Below are 21341 nucleotides of genomic sequence, written 5' to 3'. Positions count from 1 at the left end.
GTCGGACTAAAGCAGCCCCGCTCAGTTCAGCCCTTCATCCGGCTTCTTGCGCCACAGGCTGAAGCCAGCGGCTTTTTCCACCGCGTCCAGTTGCCTGGCGTGCTCCGCCAATTCCGCTTCAGAGGCGCGAATCACTCGCAACGACGGTCTTTGCCTATTGATTCTGCGCACTTCGGAGGCCTCTTCTTCCGCCCCACCATCTTCGGAGTGCAGCGAAAGACTGGTCTGTCCACCGGTCATGGCGAGATAGACATCCGCCAGAATCTCCGAGTCGAGCAAAGCGCCGTGGAGGTCACGGTGGCTGTTATCGATGCCGTAGCGTTTACAGAGGGCGTCCAGGTTGTTCTTCTGACCCGGGTGCTTCTTGCGCGCCATCATCAAGGTATCGACGACGGAGCAATAATCGCTGACTTTGCCGAAAGGGGCTCCCAGCATGGAGAATTCGTAGTCGATGAAGCCCACGTCAAACGCCGCGTTATGGATGACCAGCTCCGCGCCGTTGATAAAGTCCAGGAAATCCTGGGCGACTTGTTTGAATTTGGGCTTATCCGCCAGGAATTCATTGGAAATGCCGTGAACTTCAAAGGCTCCGGCGTCCACTTCCCGCTCGGGATTGATGTAAACGTGATAGTGATTGCCGGTCAGAGAGCGATCGACCACTTCAACGCAACCGATTTCAATGATCCGGTGGCCTTGGGAGGTTTCCAGACCAGTGGTTTCAGTATCCAGTACTATTTGACGCATATAAAGATTCTCAGCCTGTCTCGCCTAACGCTTCTTTAACGCCAAGATTGGCCAGCTCGTCCGCGCGCTCGTTTAATGGATGTCCGCTGTGCCCTTTAACCCAGCGCCAACTGATATCGTGCTTGTTGCGTTCTTTGTCCAACGCCTGCCACAGATCAACGTTCTTCACCGGATCGCCGCCGCTGGTGCGCCAGCCTTTCTTGATCCAGTTCTGCATCCATTCGGTGATGCCTTTGCGCACATATTGCGAATCCGTATAGAGCTCGACTTTGCAGCCTTGCTTCAACGCGCGCAGCGCCTTGATCGCCGCCATCAGCTCCATGCGATTGTTGGTGGTGTCGAGCTCTCCCCCGAATATCTCCTTTTTATTCTTTCCGTATATCAGGATTGCTCCCCAACCGCCGGGCCCGGGGTTCTTCTTGCAGGCGCCGTCGGTATAAATTTCAACTGTCTTCATTCTTTTTGTACGGCCTGTAGGGCGTAAATTGGTGGACCACAGCCGCCCCCGCGACACGCGAGCGACGCCATTGGGGCCGCAGCGGAATCACGCATCCCACTCGTTTTTGAGCAACGATAGTGTAATAAGCTCCCAGGGGCAGCCGGAAACGTGCGCCGAACTTATCAAGAAACGCAAGGCGACTCAACCATTGCAGGTTAGTGACCGGTGGCGCATAGAAACGGTAGTGTACGTCTTTAAGGCGGAAGTCCAGCAGACTCAACCAGTCCTCCAGACGCGAAGAGGTCAGAAAACGTCCGGACCAGGGCGCTTTCGGACTTCTGAATATCGCCCGACGCAATCCCCATGCGCTAAGCGGGTTAAAGCCAATGATCACCATATGGCCGCCTGAGCGCAGTACGCGCGCCGCCTCGCGCAAGGACTGGTGCGGCCGCGCGGCTACATCAAGCGTATGGTGCAGAATGACCAGATCAATGCTGTCGCTTTCCAGCGGCAACTCATGGGAATGACACACCAGAGAGCCCTCGGGCAGCTCTTTCTCCCAGCGGGGAACGGAGATGATACGGTGTCCAAGCAGGCTGGACTGCCCTACCGGCAACTCATGACTGACCAGTAACTCCAGCTGGTGATAGCCGAAGAAGCGCCCGATGCTATGTTCTACCGTCTGGCGTTGATTGGCCAGTATGGTCTGCCCCAGAGGCGACTGAAACCAGGTTTCAAATTCCTTCTGTAGACGCTCCGCTTCCATGTCGCTTTTAACTTTCAGTCCTCGCACGCATCCCCCTTGGTCAGTTCTCTGTGAAAACTTACTTTCGTTTGAAAACCACTTAACAACAGACAGCGAGCAGCTATGCTATTAACATGGTCTTCAATCTGTCAGGTTAATGATAAGGGCAGTTCAAAATATGATAAGCGCCCTACGGCAAGTTTTCTAATATTTCATCAACGCATAGCAGTCAGTAATTCAGAATGACCGAAATACTCCCCATTCCCGCCTTCAACGATAACTACATTTGGTCGATTCAAAACGATCAGGGCGACGCCTGGGTGGTGGACCCCGGCGACGCGCAGCCCGTCTTGCGTCACCTGGCGGAAAACAGCCTCACGTTGAGAGGCATTCTGATTACGCATCATCATCACGACCACATCGGCGGCGTGAACGAGCTACTGGCGAACTACGCTGTTCCGGTTTACGGCTTCATGCGCTCCGCCATCAAGGCCATCACCATACCGTTACAGGAAGGCGACCGCGTGGAGTTAGGCGACTTTTCTCTGGCAGTGCTGGAGACGCCCGGGCATACCCTGGACCATATCGCCTACTTTGGCGAGATCGCTGGCGCGCCGCGTCTGTTTTGCGGCGACACCCTGTTTTCCGCCGGTTGCGGGCGTTTGTTCGAAGGCGACCCGGCGATGATGCGCCAGTCCCTGGACAAACTGAAACGTCTGCCAGCGAATACCTATATATATTGCGCTCATGAATATACGTTATCTAACCTCCGTTTCGCTCAGGCCGTAATGCCAGAATCGGACGAGGTAAACAAAAGAAAACTTCAATGTGAGTCTTTGCGGGCCCGAGGCGTTCCAACATTGCCTGCCGTGTTGGGCGAAGAGGTCGCCTACAATCCGTTCTTAATGGCGGAACACCCCGCAGTACGGCGGATGGCGCAGGAAGTATCCGGTTCTCCCTGCGCTACTGCAACCGACACTTTTGCGGCGATTCGCGCCTGGAAGGATCGGTTCTAAAATTTTTTAACTTGCTGTCTATAAAATGTGTACCTAAAATCCGACCCTGGCATTTTTCAGGCTCAAAAGTAAAGTTGTGAAGTTATGGTTTGGATCTCGCGCCTCGCGATCACGTTGTCATTACTAGTCTGCGTCTCCTGTACGCAATTAAGAGGACTATCAAAGGAAGGCGGAGAGCCCCTGGCTGACGAAAGCGCCGCTCAACAAGCGGACGCCTCTACCCGTAAAAACGGCGAAGGGCCGGCGGGAGGCAAACAGGACCCTTGGAATCCCTCTCTGCAATCGGATTACGAATATCTCGACCTCAACGACCTCTCTCCCGAAGAGCAGTTGACTTGGGCCGCACAAGGCGCCCGGGGTGAGGACGGAGACATTGAAGGCGGCGTGGACGCAACGCCCGCCAATATCTGGAACCGCATCCGCGCTGGTTTCGCACTGGATCTCGTTAATCAGACTAACCCCCGTATCGACTCAGAACAGAAGTGGTACGCGAGTCATCAGTCTTATCTTGATCGCACTTTCGGTCGTAGCGCCCTGTATCTGCATCACATTGTGAACGAGGCGGAAAAGCGCAAGATGCCGCTCGAGCTGGCGTTATTGCCAGTGGTGGAAAGCGCCTTCGATCCTTTCGCCTATTCTCACGGACGCGCATCCGGCATCTGGCAGTTCATTCCCAGCACCGGCAAACATTTTGGACTGCAGCAAAACTGGTGGTATGACGGCCGTCGCGATATCGTCGCATCTACCGATGCCGCGCTGACCTATCTGCAGAAACTGTCGGACATGTTCGACGGCGACTGGCTGCTGGCGCTGGCGGCTTATAACTCCGGCGCAGGCACCGTTATGCGGGCGATCAAAAAGAATCAGGCGAAAGGCCTGCCGACCGATTACTGGTCATTGAGTCTGCCCCGTGAAACCAGCATGTACGTGCCGCGTCTATTGGCCATCGCCAAAGTGGTGGCGGACCCGGACAATAACGGCGTCACGCTGGTGGATATCGCAGATGAGCCTTACTTCGGGGTTGTAGAGCTGGATTCGCAAATTGACCTCGCTCAAGCAGCCAAACTGGCGCAAATTGACGTTGACGACCTTTACGTTCTCAACCCTGGTTACAACCAGTGGGCGACTGCGCCGCTGGGCCCGCACCGTCTGGCGCTGCCTTTGCCGCAGCTGAAAGTCTTTGAAGACGCCTACGCCAACACGCCGAAAAAGCAGTTGGTGAACTGGACTCGCTACAAGGTCAGACAAGGCGACACCTTGATCACTATCGCCAAACACCACAAGACCACTCCAGAAGTAGTGCAGGAAGTTAACCGTCTGAAAGGCGCGTTGATCAGAGTTGGCCAACAGCTGCTGATTCCCAGCTCTTATGAAGGCGAAGATTTCTACAGCCTGAGCGCAGACAACCGTCTGGAAGCCAAACAGTCAAAGCAGGTTGGCGGCAACGGCACCGCGAAGGTGGAGCACGTTGTGAAAGCCGGCGACACTCTGTGGGATATCGCCCAGGACTACAAAGTCAATGTCCGCAAACTGGCGCGCTGGAACGGCATGGCGCCCGGCGATGTGCTCTCTCCCGGCAAAACACTGGTTATCTGGACCAAGTCCGGCGTGCAGCAAACCGCCAAGGCGTCCTCCCCCTCCATCAAGAATCGTCAGGTTATTCGTAAGATCGGCTACAAAATTCGTAGCGGCGATTCGCTGTACCGCATCGCCAGCCGCTTTAACGTCAGCGTCAACGATCTGCTGCGTTGGAACTCTATCAACAAGGGAAGCGTGCTGCGCCCAGGCCAGCGCCTGAGCATCTACGTGGACGTCACGCAAATTAACTGATGATATCGCGGCTTACGGACTGAACGGTCACGTAAACGAAGCGACTAAAAAGCCAGCGACAACGCTGGCTTTTTTATTGCTGAAATAAGAGAAGTTGTCTAATCAACAGCGCCCGCTACGAGCTTATTTCTTCGCCAGCAGCGACAGACATAAACAGGTTTGCTGCACAAAATGCTTGAACCCCGTGTAGTAAGTTTCGCTCATGGGTCGCCCGCTGACTCTTAAATCCGCATAGAGAAAGCCGACCTCTCTACCGTTGGCGATAACGGGCCCGATAAAAAAATCCCCCATCCCAACGATATCGATGAAGTTGCGAGTGCGTAGTTTGCTAAGGGAAGCATAGCTGCCGCTGCCAATCCAGGCGGACTGATGCGAACTCATGACAGCGTGGAAAAAGTTATCCTGCGACTTGTCATAGGCGAATCTGAACCGCTCGCGCCAGTTGATCATTTTTTGCCCCACCAGGAATTTCGCACCAACCTGCGTTCGCGGCTGATTGAAAATCGCCAATACGACTCTCTCCAACCCCACCCCTCGATGGAGACCTTCCAACACCGTCTGGAACAAGACTCCGGTATCGATTTTCCCCGCCATCATTTGCATGATGCGCTGCAAGGTTTCCAGCTGAAACTGTGGGTCCGGCTGTAGCAGAGGTTCATCCGACGCCAGTTCAGCGGACTTCGCCTCCCGGCTGGTCTGCTCCAGAATTCTGGAAATCTGCGGATCAGAGTACTCCCTGGACAACTCAGCCGCTTCCTCCATACTGGCTTGCAGCTTGGCCTTGATGGTATTGACGGGCGTGTTGCTGAACACCGACACTCGCTTCAACACCGCCTGCATTTCTGGAGAGTCCCAGCCCTTCTCCACGGCGATGGAGATGTCTTCGCCCAAGCGCACCGCCTGCGCCTTTCTGCTGGGTTCATCCGGGGGCGACAAAGCTTCGCTCAGCGTGTCTCCCAGCCCCCACTCATTGGCCATTTCCCGGGTCAGCCGGTCGAAGGTCACACCTAACAAGGATTCCAGTTCCGGCGTGGAGACGCCTTGCTGGTACATGCGATAGGCCTTGTCCACAGCGGGATGAGGGTAGCCCCAGATCAGCATTTCTCCCAGGTGCAGCAACAGCGTTGCGACGAACACTTCCTCTTTTACATCCGCTCGCGCTTTATCACATAGATTGCGAGCCTGTACGGCGGCGTGAAAGGACCGCGCCATTTGCATGACCAGGCTATCGCGAGGATGCTGCTTCAACAACGCCTCCATCAAAATGGAGGACACGCAAATCGCCCTTACCGCATTGAAGCCGATATGCATGATCGCCCGGCTGACAGTGGGTATGGGAGCCCTGCTGGGGTTATACACCGCACTGTTCGCCAGCTTGATTATTTTTGAGGTCAGCGCGGGGGTCTTCAGCACCACATCCGAGAGTTGCGCCACGGAGGACTCCTCCGAGGCCGTCAACTGGTTCAGTTGCCTGATGATCGCCCCCATCACCACAGCGTCCATGTGCGCCAACTCTTCAAGCCATTCGTCCAGGCCAAAAGGCGCCTTTGTCTTTGCCAAAACCATGATCGCTCTACTGGGTTCTCTTAATTAAATAGTAGAAGTCGCCGCAGGATGCGTAAAAGTCATGCGTTGAATAAGTGTAGTCGCTTTACGGGAAGTCAGCCGTTTATGGGGTCTCGCGGCGCGTCCAACAAGTTGCGCGACAGCGATAAGAGAGCGGCTCAGCCTAAACGGATCGTAATATAAAGCGCTTGAAGCCTCGCGCCGGACAAAGCAACATGCAAACAGGAACGCCCACCCACCGGGCGCAGGGATTTTGTCGGCAAGGACGCGTGGATCACAGTTTACGGCGGCGGTCCGTCAATCATCTTGTACGCCCGCATTAAACTGCTAATATCAATAACTGCTTGTTTTCAATAAATTAACCTTTAACAAGGCTATGAAATGATTCGATCCTTCGTTCTGCTGCTCTTATGCGCCGTTAGTTTGGTATGTTATGGAGAGCCGGAGGTCATCACAGCAAAAGGCATCGCGCTCAGGGGCGAACCCAAGTACCCGGACGATTTTACCCACTTCGATTACGTTAACCCCGACGCGCCCAAAGGCGGCACGATCCGACTTCACTCCATCGGCACCTACGACAACTTTAACCGTTATGCGCAAAGGGGCACTTCCGGAGCAGGCGCAGACGAGCTATACGATAGCCTGCTGATCGCGTCACAGGACGAAATTGAAGTTTACTATCCGTTGATAGCGGAGAAGATTGAGTTCGCGTCTGATTATTCCTGGATCATTTTCCATATCAATCCCAAGGCGACCTTCCAGGATCACAAGCCGATCACCGCCCAGGACGTCAAATTCTCCTTTGAGAAGTTCGCCAATGAGGGCGTGCCTCAATTCAAGAAATATTATTCATTCATCACCTCAATCGAAGTTCTGGATGAGCATCAGGTCAAGTTCTCTATGAAGGACGCCAACAGGGAGCAGATGTTCTCCTTGTTCAGTCTCAAAATCCTGCCAGAGCACTACTGGGCTTCCCGTAATTTCGGCGACCCTATCAAAGATGTTCCCCTGGGCAGCAGCGGCGTCACCATCAGCGATTACAGTTACGGCCAATATGTTGTAGTGAAAACGCTGGATGATTACTGGGGCAAAGACCTGCCCGTCAACAAGGGCCGCAACAACATCACCTACACCCGCTACGATTACTACCGGGACGCCACTGTTGCATTCGAGGCGTTTAAGTCCGGCGAATTCGATTTTTGGCAGGAAGGTGAAGCCAAAAACTGGGCGACAGCCTACAATTTTCCGGCGATCAAGAACAAGCTCGTCAAAAAAGAAGAGTTGGCCCACAGTATCCCTCAGAGCACAACCGGCTTCGTCTACAACACGGAACGCCCTATCTTCAAAGACCGTCGCGTTCGTAAAGCGCTGAGCTATCTGCTCGATTTCGAGTGGATGAATAAAGCGCTTTTTTATGGCCAATATGTTCGCACCACCAGCTACTTCACCAATACGCCTTACTCCACCTCAGGGCTTCCCAGCGAAGCAGAGCTGGAAATATTAAATCCGCTAAAAGACCAGCTTCCGCCGGAAGTATTCGAGAAGCCATTCAAGCTGCCCGTCACCAACGGCGACGGCTACATTCGCGACAATATCCGCATCGCGCTCCAATTATTGAAGGAAGCTGGCTGGGAGCTGAGAGATGGAAAGACCGTCAACGCCAAAACCGGCCAACAAATGGAATTTGAACTTCTCAGCTACAGCCCCACTACAGAGCGCTCAGCAGCGCCGCTGAGGAGAAACCTGGAGAAAATCGGCATCATCATGAATCTGCGCCAAGTGGACCCAAGCCAGTACATCAACCGCGTGCGCACCCATGACTTCGACATGGTGTCGTTCCGTTATCCCGCCCTCTCCTATCCTTCCAGCGATCTCAAAATCCTGTTCCACTCCAGCTTTGTCGATTCCACCTGGAACTCCGCCAACCTTAGAGATCCAGCGGTGGATGCGATTGTTGAAGGGATAGAAAAAAGCCAGGAAGACCCAGACAAACTGATGGTCTACGGACATGCGCTGGATCGCGTACTGCTATGGAAGTACCTCATGATTCCACAATGGCACCTCAGCGCCTTCCGCATCGCCTATTGGGACAAATTCAGCCGTCCTGAAACCCGCCCCAAATACGATTTAGGGCAGGACACCTGGTGGTTTGACAAAGACAAAGCAGCGCAACTTGGGCGTTAATCTATGGCCGCTTACATAATAAGACGACTCCTACTGATGATCCCCACCCTTTGGGCGATCATCACCATTAACTTTTTCATTATCCAGATAGCCCCCGGAGGCCCGGTAGATCAAGCCATGGCCCAAGCCATGTCACTTGAAGGAGGCAGACTGGATAAAATATCTGGCGCTAACCAACAGGATGTAGGATCAGCAGCCAGTGAAAGCTCTCAATACCGCGGAGCGAGAGGTTTAGACCCTGAGGTTATAGCAGAGATAGAGAAGCGCTTCGGGTTTGATAAGCCAATCCACGAACGTTACTGGAATATGCTGAAAAGCTATGTGATGTTCGACTTTGGCGATAGCCTGTTCAAAAGCGGTAGCGTTGTTGGCCTTATAATAGAGCGAATGCCAGTCACCATCTCACTTGGACTTTGGACAACTCTACTTATTTACATGATTTCCATTCCCCTTGGCATCTCAAAAGCCCTGAGAAATGGGCATCAATTTGATAGATGGACCAGCAGCGTACTGTCCATCGCCTACGCAATTCCAGGCTTCCTGTTTGCTATCTTGCTGGTAATTCTATTTGCTGGCGGCACCTACTTTGACTGGTTTCCACTGCGTGGCCTGGTTTCCGAAAACTGGGACAGTTTATCCTGGCCCAATAAGATTCTGGATTACTTCTGGCATATAACTCTGCCTGTCTTGGCGATGGTTATCAGCGGCTTCGCAACACTAACCCTTTTAACCAAAAACTCATTTTTGGATGAGATCAACAAGCAGTATGTCATGACCGCCAAGGCAAAGGGGCTCACTCAGCGGGAAGTGCTTTATAAACACATATTCCGCAACGCCATGCTAATCATTATCTCGGGGTTTCCCGGCGCATTTATCAGAATTTTTTTCACCGGCTCAATCATTATTGAAGTGATCTTCTCTCTTGAAGGAATCGGACTCTTGGGCTTTGAAGCAATTACCCAACGCGATTACCCCATTGTATTCAGCACTCTCTATATCTTCACTTTAATGGGGCTTCTAATATCACTGATATCCGACCTTACTTATACCTGGGTTGACCCCAGAATTGACTTCGAGAAAAGGGGCTAGCTAATGGCGTCATTCAAGCTCAGCAATAAAAGTGCGCGGCGCTGGCAAGCATTCAAATCTCATCGAATGGGCTTTTACTCACTTTGGCTCTTTCTGTTCATATTCCTATTCTGTCTATTCGCAGAACTTGTCGCGAATGACAAACCTATTCTCGTGAAGTATGACGACAGTTATTACCTCCCAATTTGGAACACCTATCTGGAAACAGAGTTCGGTGGAGAATTCGAGTTCGAAGCGGACTATAAAGACCCATATGTCGCCAAGCTGATTGACGATAAAGGGTGGATGATTTGGCCGCTGGTTCCATACAGCTATAAAACAATCATCTATGATCTGGATTCTCCCGCTCCAAGCGCTCCAAGCACAAAAAACTTGTTAGGAACCGATGATCAGGGGCGAGATGTATTAGCCCGGGTGATTTATGGATTCAGAATATCTGTCTTATTTGGTTTTAGCCTAACCATTATCTCCGCCATCATTGGAGTAATCGCGGGGGCGATGCAAGGATATTACGGCGGCAAGATAGACTTGTTTTTCCAACGCTTTATCGAAATCTGGGCGAGTATGCCAACGCTGTTTCTCCTGATTATTCTGGCCAGCATCATTGAGCCTACTTTCTGGGTATTGCTCGGTTTCATTCTTCTCTTCACATGGATGGGGTTCGTTGGCGCGGTACGAGCAGAATTTTTACGTGGCAGGAACTTTGAGTACGTCACCGCAGCAAGAGCAATGGGCATGGGCGACAGGAGAATCATGTTCAAACATATCTTACCTAACGCAATGGTGGCCACGCTGACATTTATGCCGTTCATACTATCAGGCTCGGTGGAAACGCTCACTACGCTCGACTTCCTGGGTTTCGGCCTTCCAGCCGGCTCCCCCTCTTTAGGCGAGTTATTGGCTCAGGGCAAAGCTAATTTACAGGCCCCCTGGCTGGGCATCACGGCCTTCGTTGTTCTCGCGCTACTTATGGGCTTATTGGTCTTTATTGGAGAGGCTGTCAGAGACGCCCTTGACCCACGCACCAGCTACTAACTGAGAGAGTCTCATGGATAAAATTTTAAGCATGCAAGACCTGACTCTTAGCTTTGCCCAGGGAGGCAAAGAAAATCAGGTGGTCCATGGCGTCAGCTTTGATATCAAAGCGGGACAGACTGTGGCGCTAGTAGGCGAAAGCGGTTCCGGCAAGTCCGTTAGCTCATTGTCGATACTCAAGCTCCTGAACTCCCCTCCTCTCAAATTCAAAAGCGGCAAGATTCTCTGGCAAGGAGAAGACCTGATCAGCGCGCCGGAGTCTCGAATGCGACAAGTGCGCGGCCATGAGATAAGCGTGATCTTTCAAGAGCCGCTGACCTCTCTCAACCCACTGCATAAGATTCATCGGCAGATTTCGGAAACCATTGAAAGACACCAGGGATTGACCAAAAAGCAGTGCATGGAGCTCGCGCTGGATTGGCTCAATAAAGTCGGCATCCGCAATCCGGAACAAAAACTCAATGCGTATCCGCATCAGCTTTCTGGCGGGGAAAGACAGCGCGTAATGATCGCCATGGCGCTGGTCAACAAGCCCAAATTATTGATCGCCGATGAACCAACTACGGCGCTGGACGTTACCATACAGGCGCAAATTCTGGATTTGATCCGTGAGCTGCAGGCAGAGATGAATATGTCCGTCCTGTTTATTACTCACGACCTGCACATTGTGAGGAAGCTTTCTGACTATGTTGTTGTCATGGAAAAAGGCAATGTTGTCGAACAGGGAGAAACTCAGGCGCTATTCTCCAATCCTTCTCACCCTTATACGAAAAAGCTGATTGAGGCGGAGCCTCATGGAACGCCCCCCCAAATCGCAAAAGATAAGACACCCATCTTGGAAGTAAAAGAACTGAAATGCTGGTTCCCGATTAAAAAAGGCGTCTTCCAGCGCACGGTGGACCACATCAAAGCCGTGAACAATATCAGCCTGAGCATATTGCCCGGAGAATCCGTCGGACTGGTAGGCGAAAGCGGCTCGGGCAAGTCCACGCTGGGGCGCAGTATCTTGCGCCTGGAAAACAGCGAAGGCGTCATCAATTACAACGGTCAGCGTATAGACCTGCTGGACAGCAAATCCCTGAAGCCGCTCCGTCGGGAGATCCAGGTTATTTTCCAGGACCCTTTCGGCTCTCTCAGCCCTAGGTTGACTATCGAGGAGATTATCAGCGAGGGATTGGAAATCCATAAAATCGGCGACGCCGCCAGCCGCGAGCAAAGCGTGATTGAGGCGATGCGGGAAGTGGAGCTTGATCCGGAATGGCGCTATCGCTATCCCAATGAATTTTCCGGTGGACAGCGGCAACGTATCGCCATCGCCCGCGCGCTGGTGCTGAAACCCAAGCTGCTGATTCTCGACGAACCCACCTCTTCTCTGGACCGCACCATCCAGCAGCAGGTCATCGAGCTGTTGCAGCGACTGCAGAAAGAGCATCATCTCAGTTACTTGTTCATCAGTCATGATCTGCGAGTCGTGAAAGCCCTTTGCCACCGTATCGTGGTCATGCAGGGCGGTGAGTTGGTGGAAGCCGGCGACTGCGACGCCATTTACGCCAATCCGACGCAGCCCTACACACGCAAATTATTGGAAACTGCTTTTTATTAATACAAAGCGGCTACATCTCATACCAGCGCGCCCTCCCTCGTCCCGTTAAATTCTCCCGGGGCGTTGCGGGACGGGCCACGGCGCGCCTTTTTCTGTCATACTAAAGACTCATAGAAGCGTCGCCGTGATTAGTAAGAAAATATTTAATGTTTCAGCCGACAATAAGTTTTGGATGTTAGCTTAAGTAAATACAATCATCGGCCGTTTATTCATAAACAGCTTGAAGGTCTCTCTGAAGATAACTACAGGATAGAAAAATGGGATTACTAAGCGGAAAAAAAGCACTGATCGTCGGTGTTGCAAGTAAATTATCCATCGCCAAAGGTATTGCTGACGCTTTCCATCGGGAAGGCGCTGAAATCGCCCTGACCTACCAGAACGATAAGCTCAAGGGCCGGGTGGAAGGTTTCGCCGCGGAATACGACTCCAAGCTGACATTTCCCTGCGACGTAAGCAGCGACGCTGAAATCGAACAACTGTTCAAAGACCTCGGCCAGCATTGGGACGGCGTCGACATTCTGGTGCACTCCGTCGGTTACGCGCCAGGCCACGAGCTTGACGGCAACTACGTGGACGCCACCACTCGCGAAGGCTTCCGCATCGCCCACGACATCAGCTCCTACAGCTTCGTCGCGTTGGCGAAAGGCGCCCGCGAAATGATGAAAGGCCGCAACGGCAGCCTGCTCACTCTGACCTATCTGGGCGCAGAGCGCGTTATCCCCAACTACAACGTAATGGGTCTGGCCAAAGCCAGCCTGGAAGCCAACACCCGTTACATGGCGTGCAGCCTGGGGCCGGAAGGCACTCGCGTCAACGCGATTTCCGCAGGTCCCATCCGCACTCTGGCGGCGTCCGGCATCAAGGACTTCCGTAAGATGCTGCAGGAAAACGAGAAGCAGACCCCGCTGCGTCGCAACGTGACCATTGAAGAAGTGGGCAACGCCGCGCTGTTCCTGTGCTCTGATCTGGCCAGCGGCGTGACCGGTGAAATCATGTACGTGGACGGCGGCTTCAACATTACCGCCAGAGGCGGCGAATAAGCTATCGCTGCTGACTGCAATACCGGGGAGCCGGATCATGCCGGCTCCTTATTTAAACGTCTCCCCTTTTCTTAACCTCTCTTCGTCAGCTTTCTCCAAGGCCCTTATCCCACAGGCGCGTATTGGTTTTCAGCACCACGTCACTGTATGAGTCCGACATTAGGGTTAATGTAACCTTTTGTTATCTCGGGACATGACGCTCCCACCGCGCAACGCATATAAAAACAAAATCCACACCAGGAGTATTTCAGCCGCATATGAACAGGAAGCTCTTACTGTCGTTCTGCCTTCTATTCGTCGTCGGGCTCAGTGGCTGCGCTGGCCTCAAGCCGTCTCTCAAAGCCAGTCCCACTCTCGCCAACGCCCTGGGCGTCGCAGACATTCCCCTGAAAGAGTTAAAGAAGCAATACGCGGATAAAGACTCCCGCTTCATGGAAGTGGACGACCTGCAGATCCACTATCGCGACGTCGGCGAAGGTCCGACTATTGTGTTGCTGCACGGCATCATGTCGTCGTTACATACTTGGGAAGGATGGATTGAGGAGTTGCGCAAGAACTACCGCGTCATCGCTCTGGATCTTCCCGGTTATGGCCTGACCGGAGGGCCGGAAGACGCCGACGACTTCGATGAAGATTACGTTTACATCCGTTTCAGCAAGTTCATCAGACAACTGGAGCTAACCCGATTTAGTCTGGCGGGCAACTCCTTTGGCGGCTATCTTTCCGCCCGCTATGCCGCGGAGCATCCAGAACAGGTGGAAAAGCTCATTCTGATTGACCCGGTAGGCTACCCGCAGGAACACACGCCAGGAGTATTCGATCTGGCCACCATGCCGGTGGTGGGAACACTGGCCAACTATGTGCAACCGCCCATATTAGTGACGCGCAATGTGGAGCAGGTTTATGGCGATCCCAAGCGCATCAGCCAGGACAATCTCTATCGATACGTACACATGTCCCAGCGCCCCGGCGCCAGGAAGATTTACGTGCGCACCATGCGCATCATGAAAGAAGCCGCGGCGGAGCAACGCAACCTTCCCTTCGCGGACATTCGCTCGCCGACGCTATTGATGTGGGGAGAAGCGGATCGTTGGGTTCCCATAAAACTGGCGGAGCGCTGGCGCGGGGACGTCAGAAACATCAAGTTCATCAGCTATCCCGGGGTAGGACACGTGCCCATGGAGGAGATCGCCTACCAGACTGTGCAGGACGCTATCGTATTCCTGTCAGACCTGCAGCAGGCGCCGACACGCAGCGAGCCTTCCATTGAGGAGCTGGAATCCATTCTGCAGGGCGACGGCGGCTTCGAGCCGATGGAGGGCATCTGACGCCTTCTGCGCATCGCCCTCTCCCGGCGACCACGCCATAATCATTCCGTCACCCCGAGGATTACAAATCCTCAGTGGGTGACGTGATCCGCGTGGTCGGCGTCCTCATCGGAAAACATGGCTGACACCGCCAATTTCCACTCGACGATGGAGGTCTCTTCGGACTCAAACAACGCCAATCCGGTCATATATCCATAAGTTCCTGGCAGGCGTTTGCGCCACTTCACTTCGGCGGTAAGATGAAACTTGTCGCCGGTTTTCTCCCGCAGGATGCATATCTGCAAGATGGCCCCGACTCGCAGCGCCTCTGGAATACGCACTTGCAGCCCGTTGGCGGAGATATCCACCGTCTCGGTCGCCCGCACCGCCGGATTGAGATCGTCGCTTTCCACCGCGCCAGGGGTCATGATCTCCACATAAATCACTTCATTGTGCGGCAGACGCGGCTCCGTGCGCTGGTTATCGTCCAGGGGGTTTTCTTTCACCGACATACGTCACCTCTTCGCAATGCCTATTCTGCCCAAGGCGCGGGACAACCTTTCTTCCATTTCCACACCCGCTCCCAACACTTCAAAAAGCCCGTCGAGAATGTGGTCCACAACCTCATCACGTTTCATTTCTGTTATTTTCATCCCGAAATCATCTACAAATATCAGCTTGTCCGTGGCGTTCAAACGTACGCCCAGCTTACAGCGCACAGGTTCGCCTCCCTTCTGCAACTGCACCCAGCCCCCCACTTTGAGGCCGTCTATCGCATTACGCGCCTGCTGACGTCTCTCCAGGGCTTTTCTTTCCTGCTCTTCCAACTCCCGCCGGAGCAACTCCTGCTCCGCCTCCAGGCGTTCCTGCTCCAGCTTTCTGGCGGCTTCTTCCCGCGCAGCGATGATCGCCTTGGCTTCAGCTTCCGCTTTTTCCTGCGCCGCCTTACGCAGCGCCTTTTCCTTCGCCAGCAAACTTTGCTGACGCAAACGCTGCGCCCGATCCCAGACAATATACTCCCTGGCCAGCTCATAAAACACTTGCTGAATGCGCGTCGAGCCATCGAACGCCTGCAGGCGTCCTTCATTCTTGTCTTTGATCAAATCCTCTATGGGCTCCATCGACGTTTTTCTGCCGTTATAGTCGCCCCAAACCACCACTTTCTGCCCCGGCAGATAGACCAGAAACTTGCATACTTTGTCGAACCGGTTGAACCAGCCCCCGCGCAATTCCGTGAGCGCCAGTTCGTCAATCTGCAACTGATCTCTGACCTCATCCAGCTCCGTGGGAGCCGGCGTGAACATCACCCGCTCCACATCCTGACCTTTGACGATGCTCATCAGGATATCCTCCAGCCAGGCCAGGGTCTGCTCCGCATCGTTGGGATTGTGGCTCAGGCTCACCAGATGTTTCTCCAGCTCCTCTACGATCAATCCTGCGAAGGTGTATAACTTCTGCTGGCTGGCGGCCGTGTGATCGCCGCGAAATGTGAACACAATGCGATCGCACAGCTTACGCATGATCGAATAGTGTTTGCTGCTTTCGCCTTCCTGCAACAGCACAAGACGCATGGAGTCGAGCCAGGGCCCTTTCATGAACTGCACCACCACTTCCGGCAGCTCTACCCCCTCTGCTGATTGATTCACCGCCATCGCGGCCTTCTGGTGGATATACCAGGCATTATCGAGCCCCAATTCAGTTTCAATCAGGCGCTTTTCCAATTGATGACGGCGCTGACTTTCCCGCTGCCACTCCGCCATCAAGGCGTCGTACGCGCGACGCTGCTCGTCGGAGCTGAGGCAGTTGTCGTCATCCAGCAGATGCGTCAGCGCTGAAAGGGACTTCATTACAAAGGGCGGCGGTTGGCCTCCGCCCTCTTCCCATCCCATGAACAGCTTTTCCACCAACGCCAGCAGGCGCGCCACCGGGTGCTCTTCGTTGATGACGAATTCCGGCTGATCCAGCAGCAAGGCGGCGAATATGTATTTACGACGCAGCAGCGTCTTCTTTACGAATGGGTCCAGGGGGCTGGCGTTTTCCCAGCGCTCCGCCGCGCGGTCGATGAAAGTAAGGCAGTTGACCAGCGTTCTGTCCAATCCGCCAAGTTCTTTATTGAGCGCCAGCACCACGCCTTTGAGGTTTTCCTGCTTCTCCCGGCTGACGCTGGCCAGCTTGTCCGCCACCTCATGGCGCTCTCTGTCGATTTGCGGCGGCGCGGCGGTGTCGCCAAGAAAAGAAAAGATTTCTTTCGTCTCTGGAAGCTCCAGTCTGACCAAGGCCGCGGAAAGGGCTTCTACTGTAACTTCAGCTTGCTCCATCATGTACCTTTTGCACGCAACCCATCTTTTCAAGACAGCCGCATCAGCGAGATCCGGGCCGAAGCGGTCCGGTGTTAGAGGGGAATAAAAACGCGAGGTTAAAAATGTCCGGACGACTCTAAAAGTATAGTCGGATTTGTCGCGGACGGGTCGCGCCTGACAGATATTTCATGCGCGTCGCCTATAACCGCCAATTCTGTACAGACCCCTCTTATGACCAATCAATATGACCTCACAAACGTAATACTGTTATGCTTTAAAGCAGAGTCCGCAAGACCGAACAGCAGTGAATAACAAGGAGGACTCGATGTATAACCTTTGCGAAGATCGCCGCCGCAGAGAGCGTCGCAACCAACCGGGATCGAACGCGCCCAGGATCAAAAACCTTGAGCGTCGCAGCACTGACCGGCGCAGGGACAGACGTCCATTGGACGAATTCCCCTATTTGCCCCAGTGTTGCCTATAGTCGGCTAACGCCGACCCTACCGGAGACGGAAAATTCCGTCTCCGGGTTCCCATTCCGCGGCTAAACCGCCCGCAAACTCCCTCTGCGCGCTGAATTTCCTCGATTCATCTATAGGCTAACGCCGGCAAGCTTGCTATTCTTCTTGTCCTGCCCGGGCCCGGCCGCGCCGCGGGGTTCGCCGGCGGGATCAAATCAAACCAGCGCCATCGGGGACCTGACGAACTCTTTTTCCCATAAGCGAAGTTCGCCTGACGCCTGGAGTGCTGACACGGGAAATCAAGTAGGGATCAAGCATGTCCTTAAATCAGATTGAAAACGTAAATGTAAACAGTCAGGAGATTCTCATTACTCCTGACCAGCTTAAGAGCGACATCCCTCTGTCCGAACAAGCGGGTCAAACCGTAATCGAGGGTCGCGAAACCATCCGCAATATTCTTGATCGCAAGGATCACCGTCTGTTCGTAGTGGTCGGGCCCTGCTCGATTCACGACGTGGCGGCCGCCAAAGAGTATGCGCAGAAACTTAAAACGTTATCGGACGAATTAAAGGACACTCTCTATCTGGTTATGCGCGTGTATTTCGAAAAACCGCGCACCACCATCGGTTGGAAAGGATTGATCAACGACCCCAACCTGGATGATTCCTTCGAAATTGAGAAAGGCCTGCACCTGGGACGGCAACTGCTGGTGGAGCTGGCGGAAATGGGCCTGCCTACCGCGACGGAAGCGTTGGACCCGATTTCTCCGCAATACCTGCAGGACACCATCTCCTGGTCCGCCATCGGCGCCAGAACCACTGAGTCTCAGACTCACCGTGAGATGAGCAGCGGCCTGTCCATGCCTATCGGCTTCAAGAACGGCACCGACGGCAGCCTCACTGTGGCGGTTAACGCCATGAGCTCCGTCTCGCATCCGCATTCCTTCCTGGGCATCAACCGGGAAGGACAAGTCGCCATCATCCGCACCAAAGGCAACGCTTATGGTCACGTGGTGCTGCGCGGCGGCGGCGGTAAGCCGAACTACGACTCCGTCAGCGTCGCACTGTGCGAGAAGGAACTGCAGAAAGCCAAACTGCGCGAAGCCATCATGGTGGATTGCAGCCACGCCAACTCCAACAAGGACGCGTCACTGCAGCCGCTGGTCATGCAGGACATCACTCATCAGATCATGGAAGGCAACAAGTCTATCGTGGGCGTGATGGTGGAAAGCAATATCCATTTCGGCAATCAGCCAATCCCCGCCGATCTGGCGGATCTGCAATATGGCGTCTCCATCACCGACGCCTGTATCGACTGGGCCACCACAGAAAAGGCCTTGCGCGATATGCACGACAAGCTGAAAGACGTTTTACCAAAGCGTATCTAGACGGCGGGTCAGAAAGTTCGCGTCCGCCGCACAGGCGGACGCCTTCCCTCTTTCTTAAATCATCCTGTTCAAACTATCCCTGTTTCTCCAGGAAATCCTAGCGCAGCAATAACAATGGCTTTTGCGTCATTGTCAGCATCTTGGCGGTGAAGCTGCCGAGCAGCAGTTCACGCAGACGGGTATGGCTGTAAGCGCCCATGACAGTCAAATCGATATCGTGCTGACGCTGGTAGTCGCATAATTCCTGCTCCACCGCGCCAGTCAGTTTGGCCGTGACGACATCAACGCCAGCGTTCCGCAAACGTTGCGCCGCCTGCTCCAGCACCTGCTCATTGGCCTTGCCGTCGCGACTGACATGCACGACATGGCAACGCAGGTCTTTGTATAACGGGCTTTCCGCCACCATATTCAGGGCCTTGCCAGCGGCTTCGCTGCCGTCATAGGCCAGCATAATGCGCTGAGGCGCGCTGAATTCGCCATTCACCACCAGGACCGGACGATGCAGGGAGCGAATAATGGTTTCCAGATGCGCGCCAACGCGGCCCGCCTGACTCTCATGCTCTTCGCCGCGAATGCCCATCACCAGCACCCCGATATCGTCCTCCAGCTCAATCAGCGCCTCGGTGAGACCGCCGTGACGCTGGTTGACGATGGGATCGCTGACGCCAGCGGCGATCACTCTTTCTTTCGCCGCCTCCAGCATCAGTTTGCCTTCCTGCAACAAAATCTTGCTGCGACGCTGCTCCAGGTCGGTCAGCTCCGCCAGGAGTTTCTCTCTGCTGCCCAGACCAATGCTGCCAGTCAGATCCGACACGGCGGGCGCTTCGCGATGTTCGATGTTGTGCAACAGCTTCAAGGACGCGCCGACACGCTGCGCAATCCAGGCGGCGTAATCGCAAACGGCGCGACTGAAGTTGGAGCCGTCGATACAGGCCAACACCGTCTTGTTATTGTTATCCATTAATGACCTCCCATGATTTTCTCGATCTCTTCGGGCTTATCGTGCACGCCGAAGCGGTCAACAATTGTCTCGCTGGCCTCGTTCAGGCCGATCAACTCGACATCCGCCCCTTCCCGGCGGAACTTTATCACTACTTTATCCAACGCAGAAACGGCGGAGATATCCCAGAAGTGCGCGCGATGCAGGTCGATGACCACTTTGTCCACGACTTCCTTGAAATCAAAGTTGGCGACAAATTTGTCGGATGAATTGAAGAACACCTGCCCCACCACCCGATAGGTGCGTTGGGCGCCATCTTCACTCAGGGCGGATTCGACATACATGAAGTGGCTGACTTTATTGGCGAAGAACAACGCCGCCAGCAACACACCGAGAAAAACGCCGTAAGCGAGGTTATGAGTCGCGATGACCATGGCAACGGTAGAAATCATCACGATGTTGGTGGAGAGCGGATGCTTCTTCAGATTAATGATGGAGTCCCAGCTGAAAGTACCGATAGACACCATGATCATGACCGCCACCAAGGCCGCCATGGGTATACGCGACAACCAAGGCCCCAGGAAAGCGATCATCACCAGCAGAAAAAAGCCCGCTACGAAAGTGGATAGCCTGCCGCGACCGCCGGATTTAACGTTTATCACCGACTGACCGATCATGGCGCACCCAGCCATGCCGCCAAACAGCCCTGCGACGATATTGGCGATGCCCTGCCCCTTACATTCACGGTTTCTTTCGCTCTTTGTGTCGGTCAGGTCGTCAACGATAGTCGCCGTCATCAAAGATTCCAACAATCCCACCACCGCCATGGGTGCGGAAAACGGGAAAATGATCGCCAGCGTTTCAAAGTTCAAGGGTACGTCGGGGAACAGAAAGATTGGCAGCGTATCCGGCAGTTTGCCCATATCGCCTACCGTACGGATGTCCAGATCAAATAGCACCGCCACCGCGGTCATGGACAGAATGCAGACCAATGGCGACGGCAGGGTCTTACCAATCACCGGCACATGGGGGAACAGATAAATGATAGCCAGTCCCGCCCCGGTCATGGCGTATACGTGCCAGGTGACGTTGGTCAGCTCCGGCAATTGCGATACAAAAATAAGAATCGCCAGCGCATTGACGAAGCCCGTCACCACCGAGCGTGAGACAAAGCTCATCAACTGGCCTAGTTTCAGATACCCGGCCAGTATCTGCAATACGCCGGTCAGCAAGGTGGCTGCAAGCAGGTACTGCAGGCCATGAACTTTCACCAGATCCACCATCAGCAACGCCATGGCGCCGGTGGCGGCGGAGATCATACCGGGTCTGCCGCCGACGATAGCGATAGTCATGGCGATACAGAAAGACGCGTACAGCCCTACTTTGGGGTCAACGCCAGCGATAATGGAAAACGCAATCGCTTCAGGAATCAGCGCCAGCGCAACCACCAGTCCGGCCAGCAGATCGGCGCGCACATTTCCCAGCCAGTCATGTTTTTTTGAAAGTAACAACATATTTGTTCCACGAACGATCAGAAGCGGAGCGGCCTTCACCAGAAAGGCGAGACCGATAAAAAAAGGGCGTTGGATTATACACATTGCGCACAAAAACGCCATTTTTCCAAATTTTTCGTTTTAGAAAATCCATTCATCGCA

General features: G+C 53.9%; 17 protein-coding genes. 9 read left to right on the top strand and 8 right to left on the bottom strand.

Translation table 11 applies throughout. The features are described from left to right. Nucleotides 1-21: 21 nt before the first annotated feature. From dnaQ to KP814_RS05885, 3 genes are read right to left on the bottom strand one after another with little or no spacing between them, the layout of a single operon-like run. Nucleotides 22-744: a DNA polymerase III subunit epsilon gene (gene dnaQ / locus KP814_RS05895; RefSeq protein ID WP_216735881.1), complete on the bottom strand. Its 723-nt coding sequence runs from the start codon at nt 742-744 to the stop codon at nt 22-24. 10 nt (nt 745-754) lie between these two features. Next, a complete protein-coding gene (gene rnhA / locus KP814_RS05890; protein ID WP_127969882.1) occupies nt 755-1201 on the bottom strand; it encodes a ribonuclease HI in 447 nt (148 codons plus the stop codon). After that, nucleotides 1188-1976 (bottom strand): class I SAM-dependent methyltransferase, encoded by a 789-nt coding sequence (locus tag KP814_RS05885; protein WP_216735880.1) that lies wholly within the window; start codon nt 1974-1976, stop codon nt 1188-1190. The genes rnhA and KP814_RS05885 overlap by 14 nt, the downstream gene beginning before the upstream one ends. A gap of 194 nt (nt 1977-2170) precedes the next feature. Here KP814_RS05885 and gloB point away from each other — a divergent pair, with 194 nt between their 5' ends. After that, nucleotides 2171-2944 carry a hydroxyacylglutathione hydrolase gene (gene gloB / locus KP814_RS05880; RefSeq protein ID WP_216735879.1) on the top strand — a complete coding sequence of 258 codons (774 nt, stop codon included), beginning with the start codon at nt 2171-2173 and terminating at the stop codon, nt 2942-2944. 84 nt (nt 2945-3028) lie between these two features. Beyond that, entirely contained in the window at nt 3029-4774 is a 1746-nt protein-coding gene (locus KP814_RS05875) for a LysM peptidoglycan-binding domain-containing protein (RefSeq protein WP_216735878.1), read from the top strand. A 123-nt stretch (nt 4775-4897) separates the two neighbouring features. On the opposite strand, the gene KP814_RS05870 is transcribed toward KP814_RS05875, so the two are convergent. Next, nucleotides 4898-6340 carry an HDOD domain-containing protein gene (locus tag KP814_RS05870; protein WP_216735877.1) on the bottom strand — a complete coding sequence of 481 codons (1443 nt, stop codon included), beginning with the start codon at nt 6338-6340 and terminating at the stop codon, nt 4898-4900. Nucleotides 6341-6721: 381 nt separating this feature from the next. Here KP814_RS05870 and KP814_RS05865 point away from each other — a divergent pair, with 381 nt between their 5' ends. The 6 genes from KP814_RS05865 to KP814_RS05840 all read left to right on the top strand — a co-directional run bounded on the left by KP814_RS05865 (nt 6722) and on the right by KP814_RS05840 (nt 14619). Beyond that, nucleotides 6722-8524 (top strand): extracellular solute-binding protein, encoded by a 1803-nt coding sequence (locus tag KP814_RS05865; protein ID WP_216735876.1) that lies wholly within the window; start codon nt 6722-6724, stop codon nt 8522-8524. Nucleotides 8525-8527: 3 nt separating this feature from the next. Beyond that, nucleotides 8528-9613, top strand: coding sequence for a microcin C ABC transporter permease YejB (locus tag KP814_RS05860; RefSeq protein WP_216735875.1), 1086 nt, complete (start codon nt 8528-8530; stop codon nt 9611-9613). 3 nt (nt 9614-9616) lie between these two features. Further along, on the top strand, nt 9617-10648 hold the full coding sequence (locus tag KP814_RS05855; protein WP_216735874.1) for an ABC transporter permease: 1032 nt from the start codon (nt 9617-9619) through the stop codon (nt 10646-10648). A 13-nt stretch (nt 10649-10661) separates the two neighbouring features. Next, the gene (locus tag KP814_RS05850) at nt 10662-12251 is read left to right on the top strand and encodes an ABC transporter ATP-binding protein (RefSeq protein WP_216735873.1); all 1590 of its coding nucleotides are present in this window, start codon (nt 10662-10664) and stop codon (nt 12249-12251) included. 257 nt (nt 12252-12508) lie between these two features. Next, nucleotides 12509-13291, top strand: coding sequence for an enoyl-ACP reductase (locus KP814_RS05845; protein ID WP_011396388.1), 783 nt, complete (start codon nt 12509-12511; stop codon nt 13289-13291). Between the two features lie 257 nt (nt 13292-13548). Beyond that, entirely contained in the window at nt 13549-14619 is a 1071-nt protein-coding gene (locus KP814_RS05840) for an alpha/beta fold hydrolase (RefSeq protein ID WP_216735872.1), read from the top strand. A 71-nt stretch (nt 14620-14690) separates the two neighbouring features. Here the strand turns inward: KP814_RS05840 and KP814_RS05835 are convergent, their stop codons facing one another. Both KP814_RS05835 and KP814_RS05830 read right to left on the bottom strand, forming a co-directional pair. Continuing rightward, the gene (locus KP814_RS05835) at nt 14691-15110 is read right to left on the bottom strand and encodes a PilZ domain-containing protein (RefSeq protein WP_216735871.1); all 420 of its coding nucleotides are present in this window, start codon (nt 15108-15110) and stop codon (nt 14691-14693) included. Nucleotides 15111-15113: 3 nt separating this feature from the next. After that, nucleotides 15114-16919, bottom strand: coding sequence for a DUF1631 family protein (locus KP814_RS05830; protein WP_253938189.1), 1806 nt, complete (start codon nt 16917-16919; stop codon nt 15114-15116). 756 nt (nt 16920-17675) lie between these two features. On the opposite strand from KP814_RS05830, the gene KP814_RS05825 reads away from it, so the two are divergent. Beyond that, a complete protein-coding gene (locus KP814_RS05825) occupies nt 17676-18746 on the top strand; it encodes a 3-deoxy-7-phosphoheptulonate synthase (RefSeq protein ID WP_216735870.1) in 1071 nt (356 codons plus the stop codon). A 97-nt stretch (nt 18747-18843) separates the two neighbouring features. On the opposite strand, the gene KP814_RS05820 is transcribed toward KP814_RS05825, so the two are convergent. After that, entirely contained in the window at nt 18844-19707 is an 864-nt protein-coding gene (locus tag KP814_RS05820) for a universal stress protein (protein WP_216735869.1), read from the bottom strand. Beyond that, nucleotides 19707-21200, bottom strand: a complete 1494-nt coding sequence (locus KP814_RS05815) for a SulP family inorganic anion transporter (protein ID WP_371824036.1) — start codon at nt 21198-21200, stop codon at nt 19707-19709. The genes KP814_RS05820 and KP814_RS05815 overlap by 1 nt, the downstream gene beginning before the upstream one ends. Nucleotides 21201-21341 lie beyond the last annotated feature (141 nt).

This window comes from Hahella sp. HN01, from assembly GCF_018986435.1.
Classification (GTDB): Bacteria; Pseudomonadota; Gammaproteobacteria; order Pseudomonadales; family Oleiphilaceae; genus Hahella.
This window is presented reverse-complemented; position numbering and strand designations above follow the sequence as displayed.

What these genes read in the sequence shown, in the direction of transcription:
- dnaQ (WP_216735881.1), bottom strand. Translation starts at nt 744, where the DNA reads ATGCGTCAAATAGTACTGGATACTGAAACCACTGGTCTGGAAACCTCC.
- rnhA (WP_127969882.1), bottom strand. Translation starts at nt 1,201, where the DNA reads ATGAAGACAGTTGAAATTTATACCGACGGCGCCTGCAAGAAGAACCCC.
- gloB (WP_216735879.1), top strand. Translation starts at nt 2,171, where the DNA reads ATGACCGAAATACTCCCCATTCCCGCCTTCAACGATAACTACATTTGG.
- KP814_RS05875 (WP_216735878.1), top strand. Translation starts at nt 3,029, where the DNA reads ATGGTTTGGATCTCGCGCCTCGCGATCACGTTGTCATTACTAGTCTGC.
- KP814_RS05870 (WP_216735877.1), bottom strand. Translation starts at nt 6,340, where the DNA reads ATGGTTTTGGCAAAGACAAAGGCGCCTTTTGGCCTGGACGAATGGCTT.
- KP814_RS05865 (WP_216735876.1), top strand. Translation starts at nt 6,722, where the DNA reads ATGATTCGATCCTTCGTTCTGCTGCTCTTATGCGCCGTTAGTTTGGTA.
- KP814_RS05860 (WP_216735875.1), top strand. Translation starts at nt 8,528, where the DNA reads ATGGCCGCTTACATAATAAGACGACTCCTACTGATGATCCCCACCCTT.
- KP814_RS05855 (WP_216735874.1), top strand. Translation starts at nt 9,617, where the DNA reads ATGGCGTCATTCAAGCTCAGCAATAAAAGTGCGCGGCGCTGGCAAGCA.
- KP814_RS05850 (WP_216735873.1), top strand. Translation starts at nt 10,662, where the DNA reads ATGGATAAAATTTTAAGCATGCAAGACCTGACTCTTAGCTTTGCCCAG.
- KP814_RS05845 (WP_011396388.1), top strand. Translation starts at nt 12,509, where the DNA reads ATGGGATTACTAAGCGGAAAAAAAGCACTGATCGTCGGTGTTGCAAGT.
- KP814_RS05840 (WP_216735872.1), top strand. Translation starts at nt 13,549, where the DNA reads ATGAACAGGAAGCTCTTACTGTCGTTCTGCCTTCTATTCGTCGTCGGG.
- KP814_RS05835 (WP_216735871.1), bottom strand. Translation starts at nt 15,110, where the DNA reads ATGTCGGTGAAAGAAAACCCCCTGGACGATAACCAGCGCACGGAGCCG.
- KP814_RS05830 (WP_253938189.1), bottom strand. Translation starts at nt 16,919, where the DNA reads ATGATGGAGCAAGCTGAAGTTACAGTAGAAGCCCTTTCCGCGGCCTTG.
- KP814_RS05825 (WP_216735870.1), top strand. Translation starts at nt 17,676, where the DNA reads ATGTCCTTAAATCAGATTGAAAACGTAAATGTAAACAGTCAGGAGATT.
- KP814_RS05820 (WP_216735869.1), bottom strand. Translation starts at nt 19,707, where the DNA reads ATGGATAACAATAACAAGACGGTGTTGGCCTGTATCGACGGCTCCAAC.
- KP814_RS05815 (WP_371824036.1), bottom strand. Translation starts at nt 21,200, where the DNA reads ATGTTGTTACTTTCAAAAAAACATGACTGGCTGGGAAATGTGCGCGCC.